The sequence below is a fragment of the Pontibacter anaerobius genome (assembly GCF_026241195.1).
Lineage (GTDB): Bacteria > Bacteroidota > Bacteroidia > Cytophagales > Hymenobacteraceae > Pontibacter > Pontibacter anaerobius.
In genome coordinates this window covers 257,274-276,248 of the sequence record NZ_JAPFQO010000002.1, presented here as the reverse complement: position 1 = coordinate 276,248, position 18,975 = coordinate 257,274, and the positions used below count along the sequence as shown (strand labels likewise).

The window sequence follows — 18,975 nt, the reverse complement described above, 5'->3', positions numbered from 1 at the left end:
TTAATTGATCTCCTGTGCTAGTTGTAAAGCGCGGCGCAGCGCCATTAATTTGTTGTCTACCTCCTGCAACTCGCTTTGTGAGTCAGACGCGGCCACAATACCTGCACCTGCCTGGAAGTATAGCTTATAGTCTTTACTCAGGAAAGAACGGATCATAATAGCGCTGTTGAAGTTGCCGTTGAAGTCGAGAAAGCCGATGCAGCCACCGTAGAAAGCGCGGTTGGTGGTTTCATACTTGTCTATCAGCTGCATGGCCCTGTGCTTTGGTGCTCCGGATAGCGTACCGGCCGGGAAAGTGCTGGCAACCATTTTCAGTGCATCTTCCTGGTTGTGCAGCGTACCTGATACCTTGGATACCAGGTGGATTACGTGCGAGTAGAACTGTATCTCACGGAAAGTCTCGACCTGAACACTGTGTCCTTTGCGACTCAGGTCGTTGCGGGCCAGGTCTACCAGCATCACGTGTTCGGCATTTTCTTTTGGGTCAGCCAATAGCTTCTCGGCCAGAGCTGCGTCAGCTGCATCGTCTCCGGTTCTTCTGAAAGTGCCGGCAATAGGGAAAATGCTGGCTTTCTGGTCTTTGATTACCAATTGCGCCTCAGGCGAAGAACCGAAGATCTTAAAGCTGCCGTAGTCGAAGTAAAACAGGTATGGTGACGGGTTGATGGACCTTAGGGCACGGTATACATTAAACTCATCTCCTTGGAAACACTGCGCGAAGCGGCGCGAAAGCACCAGTTGGAAAACATCGCCACGGTAACAATGCTGTTTGGCCTTCTCAATGTTCTTTAAGAAGTCCTCTGCAGAAATGTTGTGCTCCTCCTCACCTGTAGCTTTAAAAGTATAACTCGGAATGTTACGGCTGTTCAAAAGCGCCTCCAGTTGCGCAATGCCGTCATCATCACCCTGGTTATAGTTATGAGCAAAAATGTAAGCCTCGTTGGTGAAGTGGTTGATGGCGATGATATGACGATATACCGCATAGTACAGATCCGGGATACCGGCACGGCCTTCGCGCAGCGTCAGGTCAATATCCTCGTAATAGCGCACAGCATCATAGCTCATGTAGCCAAATAAGCCGTTATGAATGAAGTTGAACTGCTTGCTCTCCTCTACCTCAAAGCTGCCCGAAAACTGACTTAGCAACACTGGTACATCGGTTTCTTTGGTAATGCTGGTGGTGCGCACGCTGCCGCACGGGAAAGTCTCTGTCAATACCTCCTTCTCAGCTTTTATACTTGCCATGGGGTTGCAGCAGATGTAGGAGAAACTGTTTTCGGCACCGTGGTAGTCGGAGCTTTCCAGAAGGATGCTGTTCGGAAACTTGTCGCGCAGCTTAAGGTACACACTAACCGGAGTCAGGGTATCGGCCAGAAGGCGTTTAAAAGTGGTGGTTAGTTTATACTTGTTCATGGTGCAAATTGGGCTAAAACAAAAAAGGCCTGCTGTTCTCGGTGAACAGCAGGCCTTTGATACCTTTGGTTTAATGCTATAGTATTACTTCATACCTGGCATAGAACGTCTGTTCACGATACTTTGAGTAACGTGCCACCACCATGCCATATGAAGATTCTGAATCATTTTGCTTTTAAAGTTGAGACATTATTAATTGTCCCTGTTGCAAATGTAAAGGCTAAAACAACAAACACAAACTTTATATGACTTTTATTTTACTCCCCCCCTACTCCAAGCGGAATACCTTTGCTGTACTTTTCTACCAATTGCTCCAGTTCCTGCTCGCCGCAGGTATTCCGGATTAATGCGTTATAAAAGCTGACACTGTTCTCCAGCACCTTCACAGAAAGCCGCTCGTTGGCATTGTGAATCAGTTTTGCACTTTCACGGTTAACCACCTGCGGCGCAAACCGGAAAATATTATTCGTGAGGTTAGTATAATGCTTCGAGTCTGTGGCACCAGGAAAAAGCGCAGGTACCACCAGCACATCCGGAAAAACACCTAGAATAGTTGATTTGAGGGCACTATAAACCCATGTATCAGTAGCGGTTACCGGCGAAGGAGGCGTGTAAACTCCGTACCTCTCAATTTTCACCCGATCATCCTTGATTGCCTGGCGTACATGTTGCATCACAGTCTTCTCGTTTTCCCCGTTCAAAATGCGCACGTTAACGATGGCCGTAGCCTCCCGGGGCAGCACGTTATACTTTTCACCAGCTGAAATCACTGTAGGCACCAGTTTCGTGCGTATCAAGGCGTCTGTGGCCCTTTCCTCAGAAAGCTTCCTCAGAATTTTACCCTTAAACAGACTATAGTGCTTTAAAGCGAACTGGTGCTTCTTCCCCATTTTGCCAGCCAGCGTCTCAAAAGTTTCCAGCGTTGTGGGAATCATGCGCGGCTCAAACGGATTTGCTTTCAGCTGCTGTATAGCCTCACTTAGAATATCAATAGGTGTATCTGTGGGAGGTATGGAGGAGTGGCCTCCATCGCCATTTACCGTCAGGAGCAGGTTCAGGTTCCCCTTTGCTGCCGTGCCCACCAAGGCCAGGGCACCGTCTATACCTGGTATTACCCCCTCTACTACGGCCAGACCTTCATCAAAAACAGCCTCCAGTTGCACATTCTGCTCTTGTAGATGCCTGCTGATCATCCCTGCTCCCTCAAAGCCACCCACTTCCTCATCATGACCAAAAGCCAGGTATACTGTGCGGTTTAGGGTATACCCCTTTTCAAGCAGCTGCTCCACTGCTTCCAGTATCGCCACAACTCTATACTTGTCATCCATGGTGCCACGTCCCCAAACGTAGCCATCTTTCAGTTCGCCGGTAAAAGGCTCCTCTTCCCACGCCCCCTGCGAGGCAGATTCTACAGGCACTACATCCAAATGGGCACTTAAGAGCACAGGTTTTAGCTGCTCTTGCTGCCCTTGCCAAGTATACAGCAGGCTATACTTATTGATAACCTCCACTTTTAAATGGCTATGCACCAACGGGAAAGCATCCGCCAGGTAAGTATGAAGCGCTTTAAACTCGCCATAGTTAAATTGAGCAGAGTCAACCGCTGAAACAGTTTTGTAACGGATCACACCAGCCAGCTTCTCGGCAGAGGTTTTACGGGCTGACACAGCCGTACTATCGGATCCGGCGGAAGCAGTGCTTAAGGTAAAAATGGTGAAAAGAAGGGCTAAAAGGTATTTCATACTTGCTGATGCTCTTATCAGGACAAACCGGGTTTGATGCATCTTTATTAGGATTAAAAATGTGCGATGGAGTAAAAGACAGAATTGTAAGTTATTGATAAACTATACCATATACTATGTACGCAAATTGACGGCTGCTGTTAAAACTTAATTTTTTGACCGGGATACAAACCTATGACAGGTGGATAGGCGGGAGAAGATACCTTAGATTTTTTTGAATTTGTGGCTATGCGATGCTTACCTTTGTAGCCCTTCCGCCAAAAATTTTACCTGTACTATGAAAAGGACCCGCACAGAACTTTTATATAGAGACCCCTCCATCGCTATTGAGTTTAACCCAATGGACGGCTGGATGTATGTGAACTGGCGAGGGTACCAGAATAAAGAATCTGTGATGGCCGGCTGCCTGAAGATGCTGGACATCATGAAAGAAATCGCCTGTTACCGCATCCTGAATGACAATACGCTTGTGGAGGGCCAGTGGTCATCGGCAGCTAAATGGCTGGCTGATAAGTGGTTCCCGGCAATGTTTGAAGCGCGTTTGCAGCAATTTGCCTGGGTATACTCGCCAAGCACTTTTAGCCGCCTCTCCACTGACAAAACCCTCAAACTTGCCAACTTCCCGGAAAGTATAAAAGTTTTTGATGATATAGCACAAGCTAAAGACTGGCTGCGTTCACAAGCCTAGATCTAACATTAGTGTTAACAGGAAGAGGCGAAAAGTGCAACCTTGCCGCCTCTTCCTGTTTCAGAGCCTTTTATAAACTGCCTTTGGTACTAGGTATGGATGTATCGTGCGGGTTACGCTCTACGGCCATACGGATGGCGCGGGCAAATCCCTTAAAAATCGCCTCTATCTTGTGGTGCTCATTATCGCCCTCCACCCTAATATTCAGGTTAGCTTTGGCCGTATCCGAAAAAGACTTAAAAAAATGAAAGAACATTTCGGTCGGCATATCCCCTACTTTCTCCCGTTTAAAGTCAGCATTCCAAACTGTCCAAGGCCGGCCGCTGAAATCTATAGCCACCTGGACCAGCGTCTCGTCCATTGGAAGAATAAAGAAACCATAACGGCTAATACCCCGCTTATCGCCAAGCGCCTGCAGAAAAGCCTCTCCCACTGCCAGACCGGTATCTTCTATGGTATGGTGCTCGTCGATGTGCAAATCGCCTTTCACTTCTACATTTAAGTCGATTTTAGCGTGCTTGCCTACCTGCTCCAACATGTGGTCAAAGAAACCGATGCCGGTGCTGATACTCATTTTACCAGTTCCATCAAGGTTAACCTCAACCTTTATATCGGTTTCGGAGGTGCTGCGGCGTACGGTGGCAGTCCGGCCGGCACGTTGCTGCTTTAGGTAAGTATAAATATCGTCCCAGTCAGTAGTACTGAGAGATGCCCCTTTAGCGCTTGATTCTCCAATAAAAATGGCCTTTGCCCCCAGGTTCTGAGCAAGTATCACATCTGTCTTCCTGTCACCGATCACATAGCTGTTTGCCAGGTCATACTCTCCGGCCAGGTAATTTTTCATCATGCCGGTGCCGGGTTTACGCGTCTCCAGCCCCTCATGCTCAAAACTGCGGTCTATAAGAATCTCGTCAAACTTTATACCTTCACTTTCCAGAATCTCCAGCATTTTGTTCTGGTAAGGCCAGAAAGTATGTTCCGGGTACGTGTCTGTGCCAAGGCCATCCTGGTTGGTCACCATTACGAACTCATAGTCCAGCTCACGGTAAATGCGTGCCAGGTTGGTGATGGATTTAGGAATAAAGGCGAACTTCTCTAAAGAATCAACCTGGTAATCGATTTTAGGCTCAACCAGTATGGTGCCGTCACGATCTATAAAAAGTGCTTTTTTCATTTATAATTTCTGTAGTAAGTTACCCGTATCAGGCATCAAGACATAAAGCACATATAGTTAAAAATTATGCCTCATGATACCAGACACATGCGACATCTTAAAACTCAACTAGTGCCTTTAACAATATTTGATTCTCCTCCAGCGTGCCTACCGATATACGAATACAGCCTTCGCAACCTGGCAGATAAGAGCGGTTACGCACCACTATTCCATTATCCAGCAAATAGTTATACACCTCGTTTGCATTTCCTACTTTAACAAGTATAAAATTAGCATCCGACGGATAAACGTGCTCCACAACTGGCATACTTAGGAGAGCCTCCATCAGCAGCTCGCGCTCCTGCACGATTTCTTCAATCATGTCTTTCAGTGCTTCTTCCCGCTCTAACGCCTGTAGGGCAAGCTCCTGCGTCGCCTCATTGATGTTGTAAGGAGGCTTAATTTTGTCCAAAACAGAAACCAACTCTTCGGAGGCAAATGCCAAACCTAACCGCAGACCAGCCATGCCCCATGCTTTGGAGAAAGTCTGTAACACCACCAGGTTAGGAAACTCGTGGAGGCGGGATGTCCAGCTGCGGGCATCGGCAAAATCAATATAGGCTTCATCTATTACCACCAAACCTTTGAAGGCGCGCAATATATCCTCTATACCGCCCTGCTCAATCAGGTTACCGGTAGGGTTATTAGGCGAGCAAATAAAGATGATCTTAGTGGTAGGCTTAACATTAAGCAGCACCTCCTCCACCGGCACCTGAAAATCTTCTGTCAGTTGCACCGTCTGCAGGGCAACATCATTCAGGTTGGCAGACACCTCATACATGCCATAGGTTGGTGGCAGGTGCAGCATACTGTCCTGCCCAGGGCGGCATACCATCCGGAACAGCAGGTCGATGGCTTCGTCGGAACCGTTGCCTAAGAAGATTTGCCCCGGCTTTACGCCTTTCACTTCTGCGATGCGGGTCTTCAGTTTTTTCTGGTGCGGATCAGGGTAGCGGTTGTAGTTATTGCCGGCCAGGCTGCCAAGGTTATTTTCGTTGGCATCCAGAAATACGTTGGCGGAGCCTTTAAATTCATCGCGGGCCGAAGAGTAGGGCTTCATCTTCAGCACATTCGGGCGAATGATGTCGTTCAGTTTAAACACGGTTCAGTTCTTTTAATCGGATAGATACGGCATTTTTGTGCGCCTCCAGCCCTTCGGCCTCGGCCATGGTTTCGATGGTTTTACCGATATGCTGCAGCCCTTCGCGGGTTATGTATTGGAAAGTGATCTTCTTCACAAAACTATCCAGCGACACGCCGCTGTAAGCACGGGCATAACCGTTGGTTGGTAAAGTATGGTTGGTGCCTGAGGCATAATCGCCGGCACTCTCCGGGCTGTAGTGCCCCAGGAAAACAGATCCAGCGTTGGCAATGCCGTCCATCAGCTCTTCAAAATCAGAGACCGAAAGTATAAGGTGCTCCGGGGCGTAAAGATTAGAGAAGGCCAGCATCTCCTGTCGGCTGCCAAGTATAATTCCAAGGCTGTTCTCCAGGGCTTTGGCGGCAAATTCTTTTCTTGGTAGCACACGCAGCTGCGTCTCCAGCTCCTGCTCCACCTGTTGCAGCACCTCTTCCGAAGTCGTCAGCAGCACTACCTGCGAGTCAGCACCATGCTCCGCCTGTGAGAGCAGGTCGGCAGCTACAAAGGCTGGGTTAGCACTCTCATCAGCCATCACCAGCACTTCCGAAGGCCCAGCTGGCAGATCGATGGCCACACCAGCCTTGCTTACCAATTGCTTGGCTACCGTTACGTATTGGTTTCCAGGGCCAAATATCTTATGAACGGCGGGCACACTTTCTATACCAAATGCCATGGCAGCTATAGCCTGGGCTCCTCCTGCTTTAACTATACGGTTTACACCCAGCAGAGAGGCTGTATAGAGTATGGCAGGGTGAATGCTTCCGTCTTTGGCGGGCGGCGTACAAAGCACCAACTCTTTACAACCTGCTATACGAGCCGGCACGCCCAGCATTAGCAGCGTAGAAAATAGAGGCGCTGTTCCGCCTGGAATGTACAGGCCTACTTTCTCTATAGCTACGCTCTTGCGCCAGCAGTTCACGCCGTTCATGGTCTCGATTTGCTTTACAGGCTCGGCCTGCTGCGTATGAAATAGCTGTATATTGCTGTATGCCTGAAGTATAGCCTCTTTCAGTTCCTGTGGAACTTTGGCTTCAGACTCGGCGATTTCCTTTTCCGTTGTAACCAGGCTCTGCAACCGCACACCATCATACTTTTGGGCCAGTTGCAGCAAAGCTTCGTCCCCCTGCTCCTGCACCAGCCTGAACGTTTCGAGTATGCCCGGCTCCAGCTCATCCAGGTTTTTGGTTGGCCGCTGCACCAGTTCTCCCCAACTCTGTGGGGCTGGATTTATAATCTTGCGCATATCTTTATATAATCATTTTCTCGATCGGAACCACCAGAATGCCCTGCGCACCAGCTGCTTTAATCTTCTCGATTATCTCCCAGAAATCATCCTCATTTACTACGGAGTGCAGAGAACTCCACCCCTCCTCTGCTAAAGGCAGCACCGTTGGGGCTTTAATACTTGGCAGGAGCTTACTGATTTCCTCGATCTTATCATCAGGAGAGTTTAGCAGAATATACTTGGCTTTGCGGGCGCGCTGCACCGCATGTATACGGAAAAGAAGTTTCTCCAGCACCTGGCGCTTCTCCTGCGTCAGCTCTTGGTTGGCAATGAGTACTGCCTCTGACTTAAACACGCGCTCCACCTCCTTCAGTCCGTTGCTGATGAGCGTACTCCCTGAGCTAACGATATCGCAGATAGCCTCGGCCAGGCCTATACTTGGCGCAATCTCCACAGAACCGCTTATCGTGTGTATTTGTGCCTGTACTCCCTGCTTATCCAGGAAAGCCTGCAACAGGTTAGGGTATGAGGTAGCTATGTTCTTGCCATTGAGGTCTTGTATGGAACTGTACTCGTCGCTTTTAGGCACTGCCAGTGACAGGCGGCATTTCGAAAAGCCCAGCGCTTCCACTGTCAACTCTTCTTTGCCTTCTTCCACCAGCACATTCTGGCCTACAATGCCTATGTCGGCCACACCGTCGGCTACATACCCCGGAATATCATCATCGCGAAGAAAAAGGATCTCCAGCGGGAAATTAGTACACTCTGTCTTAAGTTTTAGGGAGCTGCCGATAAAGGAAATACCGCACTCACGGATCAGGTTGAGCGATTCTTCGCTTAGCCTCCCGGATTTTTGAATTGCTATTCGTAGCATTCTGTTTTGTATCGTAAAAGTATGATGTAGAAAATAAGGTTATATACCCTGCCTCTGGCAAAGTATAATACGGGACAAAGCCCGTCGGGGGCAATATAGTTGTATGGATTCCTCTTACGAGGAATGATGGATGTGGTGGAAATGAACAAGCGCAGCAGGGGCAACAGGAGTTGTCCAGCTAAGAGAGGTGCTATGTGTATAGGCCTTGTTCATGTACTTGCGCAAAGTAAAGGACTTTTGCGCTTAAATAAAAATTAAGCTGTAAGGATTAAACAGGGTAAGTATAAACCTCCATTACGGAAGTATAAATATACGCTAAGGGTAAGCGTTTGCTCAAGCTTATTCTGAGATAAGCCTGATTAGTTTTTGTAAAATAAATCTGCAAACAATCATAATTAGTAAGCTGCTATACTGAGGTTATAAAAAGAACTGCAACCGCAGTAACACATGGTAATTTGTACTCTATACCCCCTTTAAAATAAATAGTTGCCGATTTTTAGTGAACGAAAATAGCGTCCTTCTAATGTATAGTTGATGCACAGCTGCAGCAAATGAACTTAGAAGTATCATATTCAGCATCATATACAACCTCATTAATCTATACTTTAGGATGATAAATTTTTAAAAAATAAATTTCTGCATGCATATCTTTTTCTTCTGCCCAAGTTATAAAAGGGATATGGTACTGTGCTTAGCGTGGCCTTAGCAGCAAAAAAAAGCCGGCCATTTACATCTGGCCGGCTTTTTTGATTAAAGTTTAGCAAGCTTATCTTTTCAGCACCATTTTGAGGGTTTTAACCCCTGATGACGTTACCAAGCGGGCAAAATACACTCCTTCCGGCAGGTTGTCGGCTGAGAAATTATACTCGTAAAGCTGCCCTGCATCGGCTATACCCTCTTTAACAGTTCTAACCCGGGCGCCCTTCACATCACACACTTCCAGCACAAAGCTTTCCTCTTTGTCTAGAAGGAAGGCTATGGTTGTTTGGGAGACATATGGGTTCGGGTAGTTCAGGAAGCGGGGGGAGTTTACAGGAAGTACAGCCTCCTGAACGACAACCTTTTTGGAAGTGGACCCTCCTGCTAAGGTTTTACTCTCATGGATTACGATGGACCCGCCGCCAAGGGCTGTAGCCGGTTCTGCGTTTTCGTCCGTATTCGCCAGGTTGTTATCGTAGACCACATCATTCTCATTACCGTAAGTCCAGATCTTTATGCGGAATTTATCTGTACCTCCGTTAGCATCACCATCAATGGCAGATACCATAAAACCATAGTTGCCCGTACCGTTGATCTGCCCTACCCCTTTATAATTAGCCTTAGTTCCGGAAATTACGAGGCGCATCTCGTCGTAAGCCGCACTATTAAAGTTCAGGTTGCCCGCCTGGAACTGGAATTCAGTTGAACCATCAGGAATGTTAGAGCCTTTCTTATACTTTGCTACAAAACCAAAGTGTGCTTTACCTGCCAGCGTGGCATCGGCCTTGTAGGCACCGGCAGGTGAGTTGATCCAGCCGCCTCCGGTTACAAACCCTCCATTAGGATCGTAAATTGGCAGGTAAACAACCGTCTCATCGCAACCGGATCCAGCCACAACTCTAATTTTATAAACTCCTGCTGGTAGCACGCCCACTGTCACGGTGGCAACACCCAAACTATTAGTCAAAGTATTTACAGCTGGCTGACTGTCAAAGTATAAGGTTACGGGCACATTAGCTGCTACAGCACCGGTTAAAGTATAGACACTTATTGCTATAGTAGTCGCCGTGCTTTTCAGAGCCTGAGGAGTGGCATTTGCAGAGGCATCCGCAACTATCCCCCCGATGGTTAACGTGCCGTTAGTAGCTTCAATGGTATAGTTTTCCAAAGCCTGCCCAGATAATGCAGGCACTATGCTATAGATGCCGACAGCACTGGTCGCATCTGCAGTAGTGGTATAGCTCGCTGAAATGGCATCGTTAAACTTTACACCCTCCAAAACGCCCGTAAACTGCGGATTGCTCTGGCCACATAAGCGATTGGCATTGTTTGCCGTTACGGTTAGTCGTGCCGGTGTAATGTTCAGTTTAGACTCAACGTAATTCAGCATATAATTGGCTCCGAGCGTAAGCGTGTGCTGGTTTATAGTATAGACACCAACTCTTTCACCTGCTGCTCTACCCAATGCGCCCTCAAAGTCATCCCCTGCAACCAGCGATCCTGCTATAATTGTAAACGTAAGGCCTGGGTCACTGTCTCCGTATACTTTGGTTTTACCTGCTGCAGCAACGGTTATTGGTCTGGCATCAACAGTGAGTGTTCCGTTAATGGCGGATACCTCATAGTTAGATATTGTTGCCCCGGTAATAGCAGGAACGATGGCATAAGTACCGACACCCGTGGTGGAAGTTACGGTCGAGGAGGCAGAAACATGAAATGATTCTCCCGCTACCGCTCCGCTTTCAATAGTGGCGGTTAACATAGGAGTTTCCTCTCCGTAGGTTTTACGGGCATTATTCGCTTTTATACTTAATGCTGCTTTGTTAATCTTCAGCGTGCCGGTAACTTGAGCTGAAGTATAATTGGGGTTTCCATCGAAAACAGCCAGCACCTCGTACTCGCCTGTCTCTACCGGCCTTCCTACAGGTACACCGCTCTTCCTGTAAGATACCGACGCACTTCCCAGATCGTCGTTTATCACTCCTGTAACAACAGCACTGCTTATGTTCTTAGCCATGCCATCATAAGTGTAAGGCCCCCCCTCGGTAAGTGTAATCGATGGTGTGGCCTTTGTAACCGTCAGGCTTACTGTTGCTTCTGTCTGCCTGTAATTTTGTGTTTCATGGGCTGTAACCCGAATTGTGTGTACACCTGCACCAAGTATGGTTTCTGCCGCTGGAGTGTAGGCCAGCGCACCGTTTCCTGTAGCCAGACCCGCATTTAATTGTGTTGCAGATAAAGGAGTGCCGTAACGTATACTTGCCGGAGCGGCCCAACTAATCACCTGGTCAGCTTTGTTGATGAACAGTGTCCCGCTTGCGCTTCCTGCGTAATTGGCATTGTTTAAGGTGGCGGTAACAGCATATCCCCCTGGTTTGTGGTTAACAGGAAGTTCTTCTACTTCATCATACGTTATGGTAAAGGTGCTTTGGTCTTTGGCATTTGTAGCGGCAGTGGCAGACTTCGTGTCTCCATCATACGTATGAACAAGGTTATGCAAAGTAACAGTGGCCACAGCTTTCACGATCTCCATTGTAGCACTCATTGGTGCCGCCACGTAGTTGGGGTTATCCAGGGTGGCAACCACGTTATAGCTACCTGCATTGGTTGGCGGCGTTGCAGAGCCGTTGTAGGTTACGTTTAGTCCGGATAAACCAGCGGGACTCAAACTGACTGTAGCTTCCTGCAGCTGGCCTGTATAGGTTTTAGTTAATCCTGCCAAGGTAATGGAAGCAGTTGCTGGAGAAACGGTAAGACTGGCTGCATTGCTATACTTGTTTGTGCCACACCCGCTCACCACGGCCCTGTACAAATAGCCGCTCATGGCAACTACCGGGTTTACTACAGTGTAAGCAGATGCAGATGCCCCCGGTATGTTATCCCAACTACCTCCACTATCTGTACTTACCTGCCACTGATAACCATTTACATTTCCGCTTGCAGTTACCGAGAATACAGGATTTGAGCCACCAAAAGTAAGTACTTGCGCCAAAGGGTGCGCTGTAACAGAAGGGGCAGTACAAGGGGGCGCCGCAATTACAAGCAGGCCACTCTGATTCACAGAACTAGTGCCATTTGCATGTGCCGTAGTGGCCTTAACTGTAAACGTTTGACCAGGAGGCAGCACCACGGGTGAAGTTGGAGCCGTTGTCAGGGTAAGTATAAACTGCCGTGTTGAGTTACCTGAAACGGAAATAGTAGCAGGGCTAAAGGTTACGCCGCTTGGCAGCCCCTCTACATCCAGCGTAATCGTAGCAGTAGAGTTATTGTTTCCAGCCACCCTTATGGAGCTCTGATACTGAACTTGGGTTGGTACTCCAAATGTGGGTACTACGGATTGATTTCCGATTGTTAGCTCATGTAGCTGGCCATCCGTAAAGTTGGCTCTTTTCTCTATCCCGGTTTGCTGGCCTACCACTATAACCGTGAATTTAACGCCCAAATGCCTGTCCTCAATAGGGTACTCAATTCGCCAGGTACCATCAGGATTAACTCTGGTGTCGTGGTAACCATGGTGATGGTCATGAGACGGCTCTTCCTCAAAGTGCACATCAACCAAGGAGTCTTGCATCCAACCGGCGCCTGTTATGATGGCAATTTCGCCTGGGGCATAGTCATCTTTGTCTGAGGTGACTGTCTGAGCCATCACTCCAGGGCCAGCCAGCAGGTAAAGTGCAGAGACCAGCAGGAACAGCCTGATAACTTGGCGCACAATAAAATAGTGTGAGTGTAAAGGTTTTACATTCATATAATTAAAAGGTTAAAAATGGTTTAGCAAGAAAAAGGAAGAATCTATACTTCAGATAGCCAACCGCATAGCTAAAGTATAAATCATAAAGCACCTACCGGAAAGCTATAAGGCACACCTTAAAGGAGAACCATTAACTAGGTAATGTACTTTTAAACTAAATGGAGCGGAAGTGTAATTATACGTATACTAAGTACAGCAAATAATATTTAAAGTTGCATTTTTATAGCATTTATTTTAACTATAAAACTTTATTTAATCTTAGATTTAATGTAAGGGTTCATGTAATAACTGTAAGAATGAGTACTTACCAATTGCAAGAGAAAGAGCATAAAGCCGGACTCTACTTTAGAGTAAACTTTATTAGCTTTGCATGCAAAATATAAGCGAGTAGCGATAGTATTGGCATAGTTTTTTCGGTATGGGATACCGTAGAAACAGCCCTTTAAAGTATACCTAGTGCCATGATAAGAGTTTTATATACCATTTTTATACTTTCTTTAACCCTTATATTAGGGGTTGGTAACGTTTCTGCTCAGGTACAATTGCCGCAGGCTAGTCCGGCGGCTATGCTGCGCCAAACGATTGGTCTAACAGATGTCACTGTAAATTACCATGCACCTAGTGTTAGAGGCCGAAAGGTTTTCGGGGGACTTGTGCCGTATGGCGAAATGTGGCGAGCAGGTGCCAACGAAGCAACGCTGGTTACTTTCCAGGACGAACTTTTTCTGAACAACGAGCGTGTACCCGCCGGCACTTACTCCTTTTTTATTTTCCCGCAGAGTGATTCTTTATGGCATGTTGTTTTAAACAAAGACACGACCCTGTGGGGTTTGGAGGGTTACAATGAGCTGGATGATGTGGCTTACCTGGAGGTAAAACCCTTGAAGTCGGATGTGTTTGTGGAAACGATGCAGTTCTCCTTCTCTGATATCAGTACAAACAAAGCGAAGCTAAATCTTGCCTGGGAGAACACCAGAATGTCGCTTAATATTGAGACGGATGTTGAGAAAAAGGCGCTGGAGAATATAAATAAAGCACTGGCAAGTGCCGCTGATGACGACTGGTATACCTGGGCACAATGTGCCGAGTACATGCTGCCTCGAAAAGAGCACCATCAGAAAGCGCTTCAATGGATAAATAAATCGATTGCGATAAAAGAGAATTTCTATAATAACTGGATTAAGGCCAAGCTTTATGCTTATAACAATGAGTACCAGATGGCAGCCACCTTATCGGCTAAAGCCATGCAACTAGGAAACTCAGAACCAGAAAGTTATCAAACGTACGCCAAACAGATTGAAACAGCTTATAGCGAATGGAAAAAACGCAAATAAGTGATTAAAGTATAAAAGAGCGGGGGAGCCAAGATCTTGGCTCCCCCGCTCTTTTATACTTGTCTTATTAGAATTTAGCTACAACCCTGAGGTTCAGCCTACGCCCCGACAGGTAATTCGGAACGGCATAAGTCACACCATTTACATCGCTTACGTAGTTGTAAGAAACCCTATTCTTCGCGTCAATCAGGTTAAGTACCTCTAACCCCACCCAAAGGCTCTCCAACCCGAATTTTCTTTGCTTTACCACATCGCTCTCCACTACAATCACTTTCGAGAAGCCAATATCTACGCGCTTGTAAGAGCGGCCATCGAAGGCATTGCGGTACTCGGGCTGCTGCGGCGGACCAAAAGGAAGGCCGCTGCCGTACACCAGGTTCAGGTACATACGCACGGTGGGGTTGTCCGGCAGGTGGTCCTGGAAGAAAACGCCTATGTTCAGCAACTGGTCCGATGGCCTGCGGATATACCCCTGCTCCTGCTTGCCCAGCAACTCGCCCTGCGAATTGTATGCCGAAATAGAGTCGCCCTCCACATTCTCCTTTGTCGTCAGCAGCCCAACGCTCAGCCAGGATTCAGCTCCCTGTATAAACTCGCCGTTCACGCGCACATCAAAGCCGGCTGCATAAGCCTTTGCATTGTTTTTGGCATAATAGCGCAGACGTACATTGTCCAGGTCATAGGGCACCACATTCGTCATCCATTTATAGTATGCTTCGGTGGTTAGTTTAAAATCCCTGCCCCAGGCTTTGAAAAGGTAATCGCTGCCTACAATGGCATGTACGGAACTTTGAGCTTTCAGCTCCGGGTTAAGGACTCCGTTAAAATCGCGGAGCTCGCGGTAAAACGGGGGCTGAAAGTATAAACCGAGCGCGGTCTTAAAAGATAGATTTGGGTTCTGGCGGGTGATGAAAGAATACTGCACGCGCGGAGAAAAATTCAGTTCCCTGTTGTAATCCCAGTATGTGGCGCGGATGCCGTAGGTAATCGTCTTCAGAGAATCCAGCTCAAAAGTATGTTGCAGGAAGCCGCTAAAGCGCAGCGTGTTCAAATCAAGCTTGGATTGAAGGTAATAATCATGTGTCACGTAGTCGGCAGAGTCGGAGAAGCCATACTCCTGCAGCTGGTCCTCTATATTTTCAGACCCCACCTTCGCACCGAACTGGAGGTTGCTGCGCTGGCTCACTTGCCAGGTATTACGTAGTTCAGCTGCCAACATGCGCGCGAGTAAGGTGTTACGGGCATGGTTAAAAGTACTGCCCACTCCCCGCTCCTGCTGGCATTCGCCAAAGTTATTCCCGGTGGTGCCCACATCGCAAAGCCTATACCCCGCCTCCACATCCCGAAACTCGCGTTCCCGCGAGTGCACACCCGAAAGTATGAACTCTGAAGTATAAAATTGGCTGAAACGGTGCGATAGGTTTATACCGGCCTGGTAAGTGGCGTACTCCATCCGCTCCTGTCCGTCAAAGCCGATGAGGAGGCGCAGTGGCGTGTTTCGCGTTCCAAATGTCGTAACCTGCGACTCCGGCTCCACCCTGAAATCATTTTGGGCATAGCTGGTTAGTATGCCAAGTTTCGTGCGGCCCCGTTCAAGGCTGTCTTTGGTAAGGTCAATCTGTACGTATGCCTGCGCATCGGTGAAGATAGGGTTATATTTGCCGTCCGTTTGCAGCCCCCTAAGTATATACTGCCCGTTTTTATGGCGAGCACCAAATAGATAAGAGACCTTCTTGTTTTTTGAGGCTGATTCAAGATGTATCGTTCCACCGGTTAAACCTCCACTTACAGAGGCGGCAAATTCGGAAGGTACTTTATACTTGATATTTAAAACCGACGACAGCTTATCCGCATACTTCGGTTGCCAGCCACCGGAAGAGAACTGAATATCTCCCACCAGATCGGGGTTCACGAAAGAGAGCCCCTCCTGCTGCGCTGAGGTGATGAGAAATGGCCGGTAGATCTCAATGTTGTTGACGTATACTAAGTTCTCGTCGTAATTACCGCCACGCACGGAATAGGTGCTGGATAGCTCGTTGTTACTGGTTACACCCGGCAGCGTGACCAACACTTTATTGAAATCGCCGAAGGCAGAAGGAAGGTTACTGATATCACGCGGGTCCAGAGTAGTTACGCTTACCTGCTCCCTGGCGTCATCATTTTTACCGCGTACATCTACGATTCTCAGCTGCTGTGGGTCAGGCTCAAGTATAAACTGCACGGCTTTGGTTTCGCCGGGCTGCAACATGAGTTTCTGCTCCAGTTCTTTATACCCCAGGTACCTTACCAAAACCACGATCTCCCGCTGCGAAGGCACGGCAAGTATAAATTCGCCGGCAGCATTGGTCTGGGTGCCCCATGTGGCACCTTTTATACCAACCGTGGCCAACTCCAGCGGCTCCTGCTGCTGGTTTAGCACCTTACCGGCAAGTTTAGCCTGTTGTGCAGCAACACCTAAGGGCAAAAGTATACACAACCATACCAATAGATATTTCAGCATCTGGGGCGCAGGTAATTATTTGGATGATTTTAAATCGGTGATGGTCTGGATCGGGTCTGCTGACGAGAACACAAAACTGCCGGCCACCAGCACATCTGCCCCCTTCTCCAGCAACAGCCGCGCGTTCTCCTGGTTCACACCGCCATCCACCTCAATCATGGCCTGTGAGTTACGCTGGATGATCAGGTCCTTTGTCGCTTCTATCTTGCGGTACGTGTTCTCGATAAACTTCTGTCCGCCAAAGCCCGGGTTTACTGACATAAGCAACACCAGGTCCACATCCGCGATTATATCCGAAAGCAACTGAACCGAAGTATGTGGGTTTACCGCGATACCGGCCTTGGCACCTGTCGCTTTAATCTGCTGCACCGTGCGATGCAGGTGGTTACTAGCCTCAATGTGTACCGAAATGGTATCGGCACCAGCCTCTCTGAAACGCTCAATATATTGCTCCGGCTCCACAATCATCAGGTGCACGTCCATCGGCTTCTGCGCATGGCGCTTGATCGCCTCCATTACCGGAAAACCAAAAGAAATGTTTGGCACAAAACGGCCGTCCATTATATCAATGTGCAGCCAGTCGGCCTGGCTTTTGTTGAGCATCTCCACCTCCGCCTGCAGATTGGCAAAGTCAGAAGCTAATATGGAAGGAGCAATTAAAGGTCTCATACCTGCAAAGGTAAAATTTAAATTATGAATCTGGCAGATGATTTATCCGCTGATAATCAAACTATAACTTTATGAAGCGAAGCGTGGCCACTCTGTTTCCTGACCTTACCCGGCACAAGTATAAACCATTACGTAAATCCTGCGGCTGCAGCTTTAGGGGCTGCTCCTGGCCCGGCTGATTTATACTTTGGCGATACACCTGCTTACCTGTACCATCCAGTACCTGCACCTCCACCAACTGCTGCAGCCACTCCTGCCCCAGATAAAGTATAATTGGCTCCCGGCCCACCGGGTTGGTAATGTACAACGACTCCCCGGTGATTAACTCTGGCAAAGAGGTAATGGTACGGCTATAGTTTGGTATACCGTAGCCTATACTGTTATCAGGGTTCTCGGCATTGCTCCCGCTGCTGCGCAACAGCTCTATCATTTCTATATTGGTTTTGAACGGGTGGGCCTGCCACAGGCTCGCAGCAAACCCCGCCATAATGGGGCCGGCAAAAGAAGTACCATTGCCCTGTGCTAACCTGCCATTTGGCAGTATAAAGTATGCCTGCTGCCCCAGCGCCACCACATCCGGCTTAATTCTTCCATCGGCTGTAGGCCCAAAAGAGCTGAATAAAGCTTTCACACCCAGCGAGTCCACGGCCCCAACAGCCAGAACAGAATCGCCATCGGCAGGTGCTGAAATGTAGCGCCAGTTTTTATTCCCCTCATTACCTGCGCTTACTACCACCAGCATACCAGCGGCGGCAGCAAAGTCAGCGGCTTTAGATACAATCGAGGTGTTGCCATCCAGATCCTGGTAAGTATAGCTTCGGGAGGGTGAATCAAAAACGGTGTAGCCGAGGGAGGAGTTGATTACGTCAGCGCCAGCGCTATCGGCAAACTCGGCGGCCAAAAGCCAGTTTACCTCCTCTATGTTGTGTTCGGTGGCGGCATCCTCCGTACGAAGCAAAAGGTAATTGGCTCCGAATGCGGTGCCAACCATGGTGCCTGGCACATATGCAGCCATGGTAGAGAGAACAGCCGTGCCATGTGCATCTGCCCCAAAAACGCTCTCCTGCTTTTGCACAAAATCATAGGTAGCCTGTAGCTGGTTATTCTGGAAAAGGTGTGAAAATGCGCTTACATTAGGAACTTCCGGAAATCCGGCATCAAACACGGCAATGGTCATACCTGCGCCGGTGTAGTTATCCATGTGCAGCTCGTCAGCCCCCAGCATATCCGCTTGATGAAAGGCCAAGCCATAGTCCTCCCTTTCCAATACAGGCCAACCGGCAGCTTCTTCGGAAGTAACCACTAACTCTTGTTCCGTTTCCTGTTGCATAGCTCCCGCTGCCCCGGCCACTCTGTTCAGGGTTTGCGTTCGCTGTACATAAGCCAGCGACTCCAGTTGCTGAAGCTGCGCATCAGAACATTGCACCACCGCCGCATTGAACCAACGCGAAGTATACCAAACCCTGACGCCAGCCTCTTGCAAGCCAGACACATAAACAGGGTTTACCGGAAGATCACGATTAGTGAGGGGGATATTTTGTCTGCTTCTCCGCTGCAGCGCTTTTGGTGAGAGAAACTCTAGTGGCTTTGAGAGGGAGAAAGGCGTGTTGTTTTTGTCTGTGAAGTATACCAAACGCTTCTGCTCTTCTCCATCTGTGTTACCGGATTCCTGCGCCAAAACGGGCAGGTGCGGCAGCAAGCAGATAAAGAGGAGCAGCAAGCGCAT

General features: G+C 48.3%; 12 protein-coding genes. 2 read left to right on the top strand and 10 right to left on the bottom strand.

The window, feature by feature from the left end; all coding sequences use genetic code 11:
- Both OO017_RS04535 and OO017_RS04530 read right to left on the bottom strand, forming a co-directional pair.
- On the bottom strand, positions 1-1,413 hold the full coding sequence (locus OO017_RS04535) for an anthranilate synthase component I family protein (protein ID WP_266051260.1): 1,413 nt from the start codon (positions 1,411-1,413) through the stop codon (positions 1-3).
- Positions 1,414-1,670: 257 nt separating this feature from the next.
- Positions 1,671-3,155, bottom strand: a complete 1,485-nt coding sequence (locus tag OO017_RS04530; protein ID WP_266051259.1) for a M20/M25/M40 family metallo-hydrolase — start codon at positions 3,153-3,155, stop codon at positions 1,671-1,673.
- A gap of 277 nt (positions 3,156-3,432) precedes the next feature.
- Between OO017_RS04530 and OO017_RS04525 the strand changes: the two genes are divergently transcribed.
- A complete protein-coding gene (locus OO017_RS04525) occupies positions 3,433-3,843 on the top strand; it encodes a hypothetical protein (protein WP_266051258.1) in 411 nt (136 codons plus the stop codon).
- Positions 3,844-3,913: 70 nt separating this feature from the next.
- Here the strand turns inward: OO017_RS04525 and hisB are convergent, their stop codons facing one another.
- From hisB to OO017_RS04500, 5 genes are all read right to left on the bottom strand, one after another.
- A complete protein-coding gene (hisB, locus tag OO017_RS04520) occupies positions 3,914-5,017 on the bottom strand; it encodes a bifunctional histidinol-phosphatase/imidazoleglycerol-phosphate dehydratase HisB (RefSeq protein WP_266051257.1) in 1,104 nt (367 codons plus the stop codon).
- Between the two features lie 97 nt (positions 5,018-5,114).
- Positions 5,115-6,158: a histidinol-phosphate transaminase gene (gene hisC, locus OO017_RS04515; RefSeq protein ID WP_266051256.1), complete on the bottom strand. Its 1,044-nt coding sequence runs from the start codon at positions 6,156-6,158 to the stop codon at positions 5,115-5,117.
- Entirely contained in the window at positions 6,151-7,440 is a 1,290-nt protein-coding gene (hisD, locus tag OO017_RS04510; RefSeq protein WP_266051255.1) for a histidinol dehydrogenase, read from the bottom strand. Before hisD ends, hisC begins: the two co-directional genes overlap by 8 nt.
- Before the next feature lie 4 nt (positions 7,441-7,444).
- A complete protein-coding gene (gene hisG, locus OO017_RS04505; RefSeq protein ID WP_266051254.1) occupies positions 7,445-8,296 on the bottom strand; it encodes an ATP phosphoribosyltransferase in 852 nt (283 codons plus the stop codon).
- A gap of 766 nt (positions 8,297-9,062) precedes the next feature.
- Complete coding sequence (locus OO017_RS04500) at positions 9,063-12,743, bottom strand: MBG domain-containing protein (RefSeq protein WP_266051253.1); 3,681 nt, start codon at positions 12,741-12,743, stop codon at positions 9,063-9,065.
- Between the two features lie 464 nt (positions 12,744-13,207).
- Here OO017_RS04500 and OO017_RS04495 point away from each other — a divergent pair, with 464 nt between their 5' ends.
- Complete coding sequence (locus OO017_RS04495) at positions 13,208-14,080, top strand: DUF2911 domain-containing protein (RefSeq protein WP_266051252.1); 873 nt, start codon at positions 13,208-13,210, stop codon at positions 14,078-14,080.
- A gap of 67 nt (positions 14,081-14,147) precedes the next feature.
- Here OO017_RS04495 and OO017_RS04490 read toward each other — a convergent pair whose 3' ends face one another.
- The 3 genes from OO017_RS04490 to OO017_RS04480 form a co-directional block, all read right to left on the bottom strand.
- Positions 14,148-16,580 carry a TonB-dependent receptor gene (locus OO017_RS04490; RefSeq protein WP_266051251.1) on the bottom strand — a complete coding sequence of 811 codons (2,433 nt, stop codon included), beginning with the start codon at positions 16,578-16,580 and terminating at the stop codon, positions 14,148-14,150.
- 15 nt (positions 16,581-16,595) lie between these two features.
- The gene (rpe, locus tag OO017_RS04485; RefSeq protein WP_266051250.1) at positions 16,596-17,249 is read right to left on the bottom strand and encodes a ribulose-phosphate 3-epimerase; all 654 of its coding nucleotides are present in this window, start codon (positions 17,247-17,249) and stop codon (positions 16,596-16,598) included.
- Between the two features lie 61 nt (positions 17,250-17,310).
- Complete coding sequence (locus OO017_RS04480; protein ID WP_266051249.1) at positions 17,311-18,975, bottom strand: S8 family serine peptidase; 1,665 nt, start codon at positions 18,973-18,975, stop codon at positions 17,311-17,313.

Excerpts from the sequence above, each read along its gene's own strand:
- hisG (WP_266051254.1), bottom strand. The coding sequence starts at position 8,296 with ATGCTACGAATAGCAATTCAAAAATCCGGGAGGCTAAGCGAAGAATCG.
- OO017_RS04500 (WP_266051253.1), bottom strand. The coding sequence starts at position 12,743 with ATGAATGTAAAACCTTTACACTCACACTATTTTATTGTGCGCCAAGTT.
- OO017_RS04480 (WP_266051249.1), bottom strand. The coding sequence starts at position 18,975 with ATGCGCTTGCTGCTCCTCTTTATCTGCTTGCTGCCGCACCTGCCCGTT.
- hisB (WP_266051257.1), bottom strand. The coding sequence starts at position 5,017 with ATGAAAAAAGCACTTTTTATAGATCGTGACGGCACCATACTGGTTGAG.
- rpe (WP_266051250.1), bottom strand. The coding sequence starts at position 17,249 with ATGAGACCTTTAATTGCTCCTTCCATATTAGCTTCTGACTTTGCCAAT.
- OO017_RS04490 (WP_266051251.1), bottom strand. The coding sequence starts at position 16,580 with ATGCTGAAATATCTATTGGTATGGTTGTGTATACTTTTGCCCTTAGGT.
- OO017_RS04535 (WP_266051260.1), bottom strand. The coding sequence starts at position 1,413 with ATGAACAAGTATAAACTAACCACCACTTTTAAACGCCTTCTGGCCGAT.
- hisD (WP_266051255.1), bottom strand. The coding sequence starts at position 7,440 with ATGCGCAAGATTATAAATCCAGCCCCACAGAGTTGGGGAGAACTGGTG.
- OO017_RS04495 (WP_266051252.1), top strand. The coding sequence starts at position 13,208 with ATGATAAGAGTTTTATATACCATTTTTATACTTTCTTTAACCCTTATA.
- OO017_RS04525 (WP_266051258.1), top strand. The coding sequence starts at position 3,433 with ATGAAAAGGACCCGCACAGAACTTTTATATAGAGACCCCTCCATCGCT.
- OO017_RS04530 (WP_266051259.1), bottom strand. The coding sequence starts at position 3,155 with ATGAAATACCTTTTAGCCCTTCTTTTCACCATTTTTACCTTAAGCACT.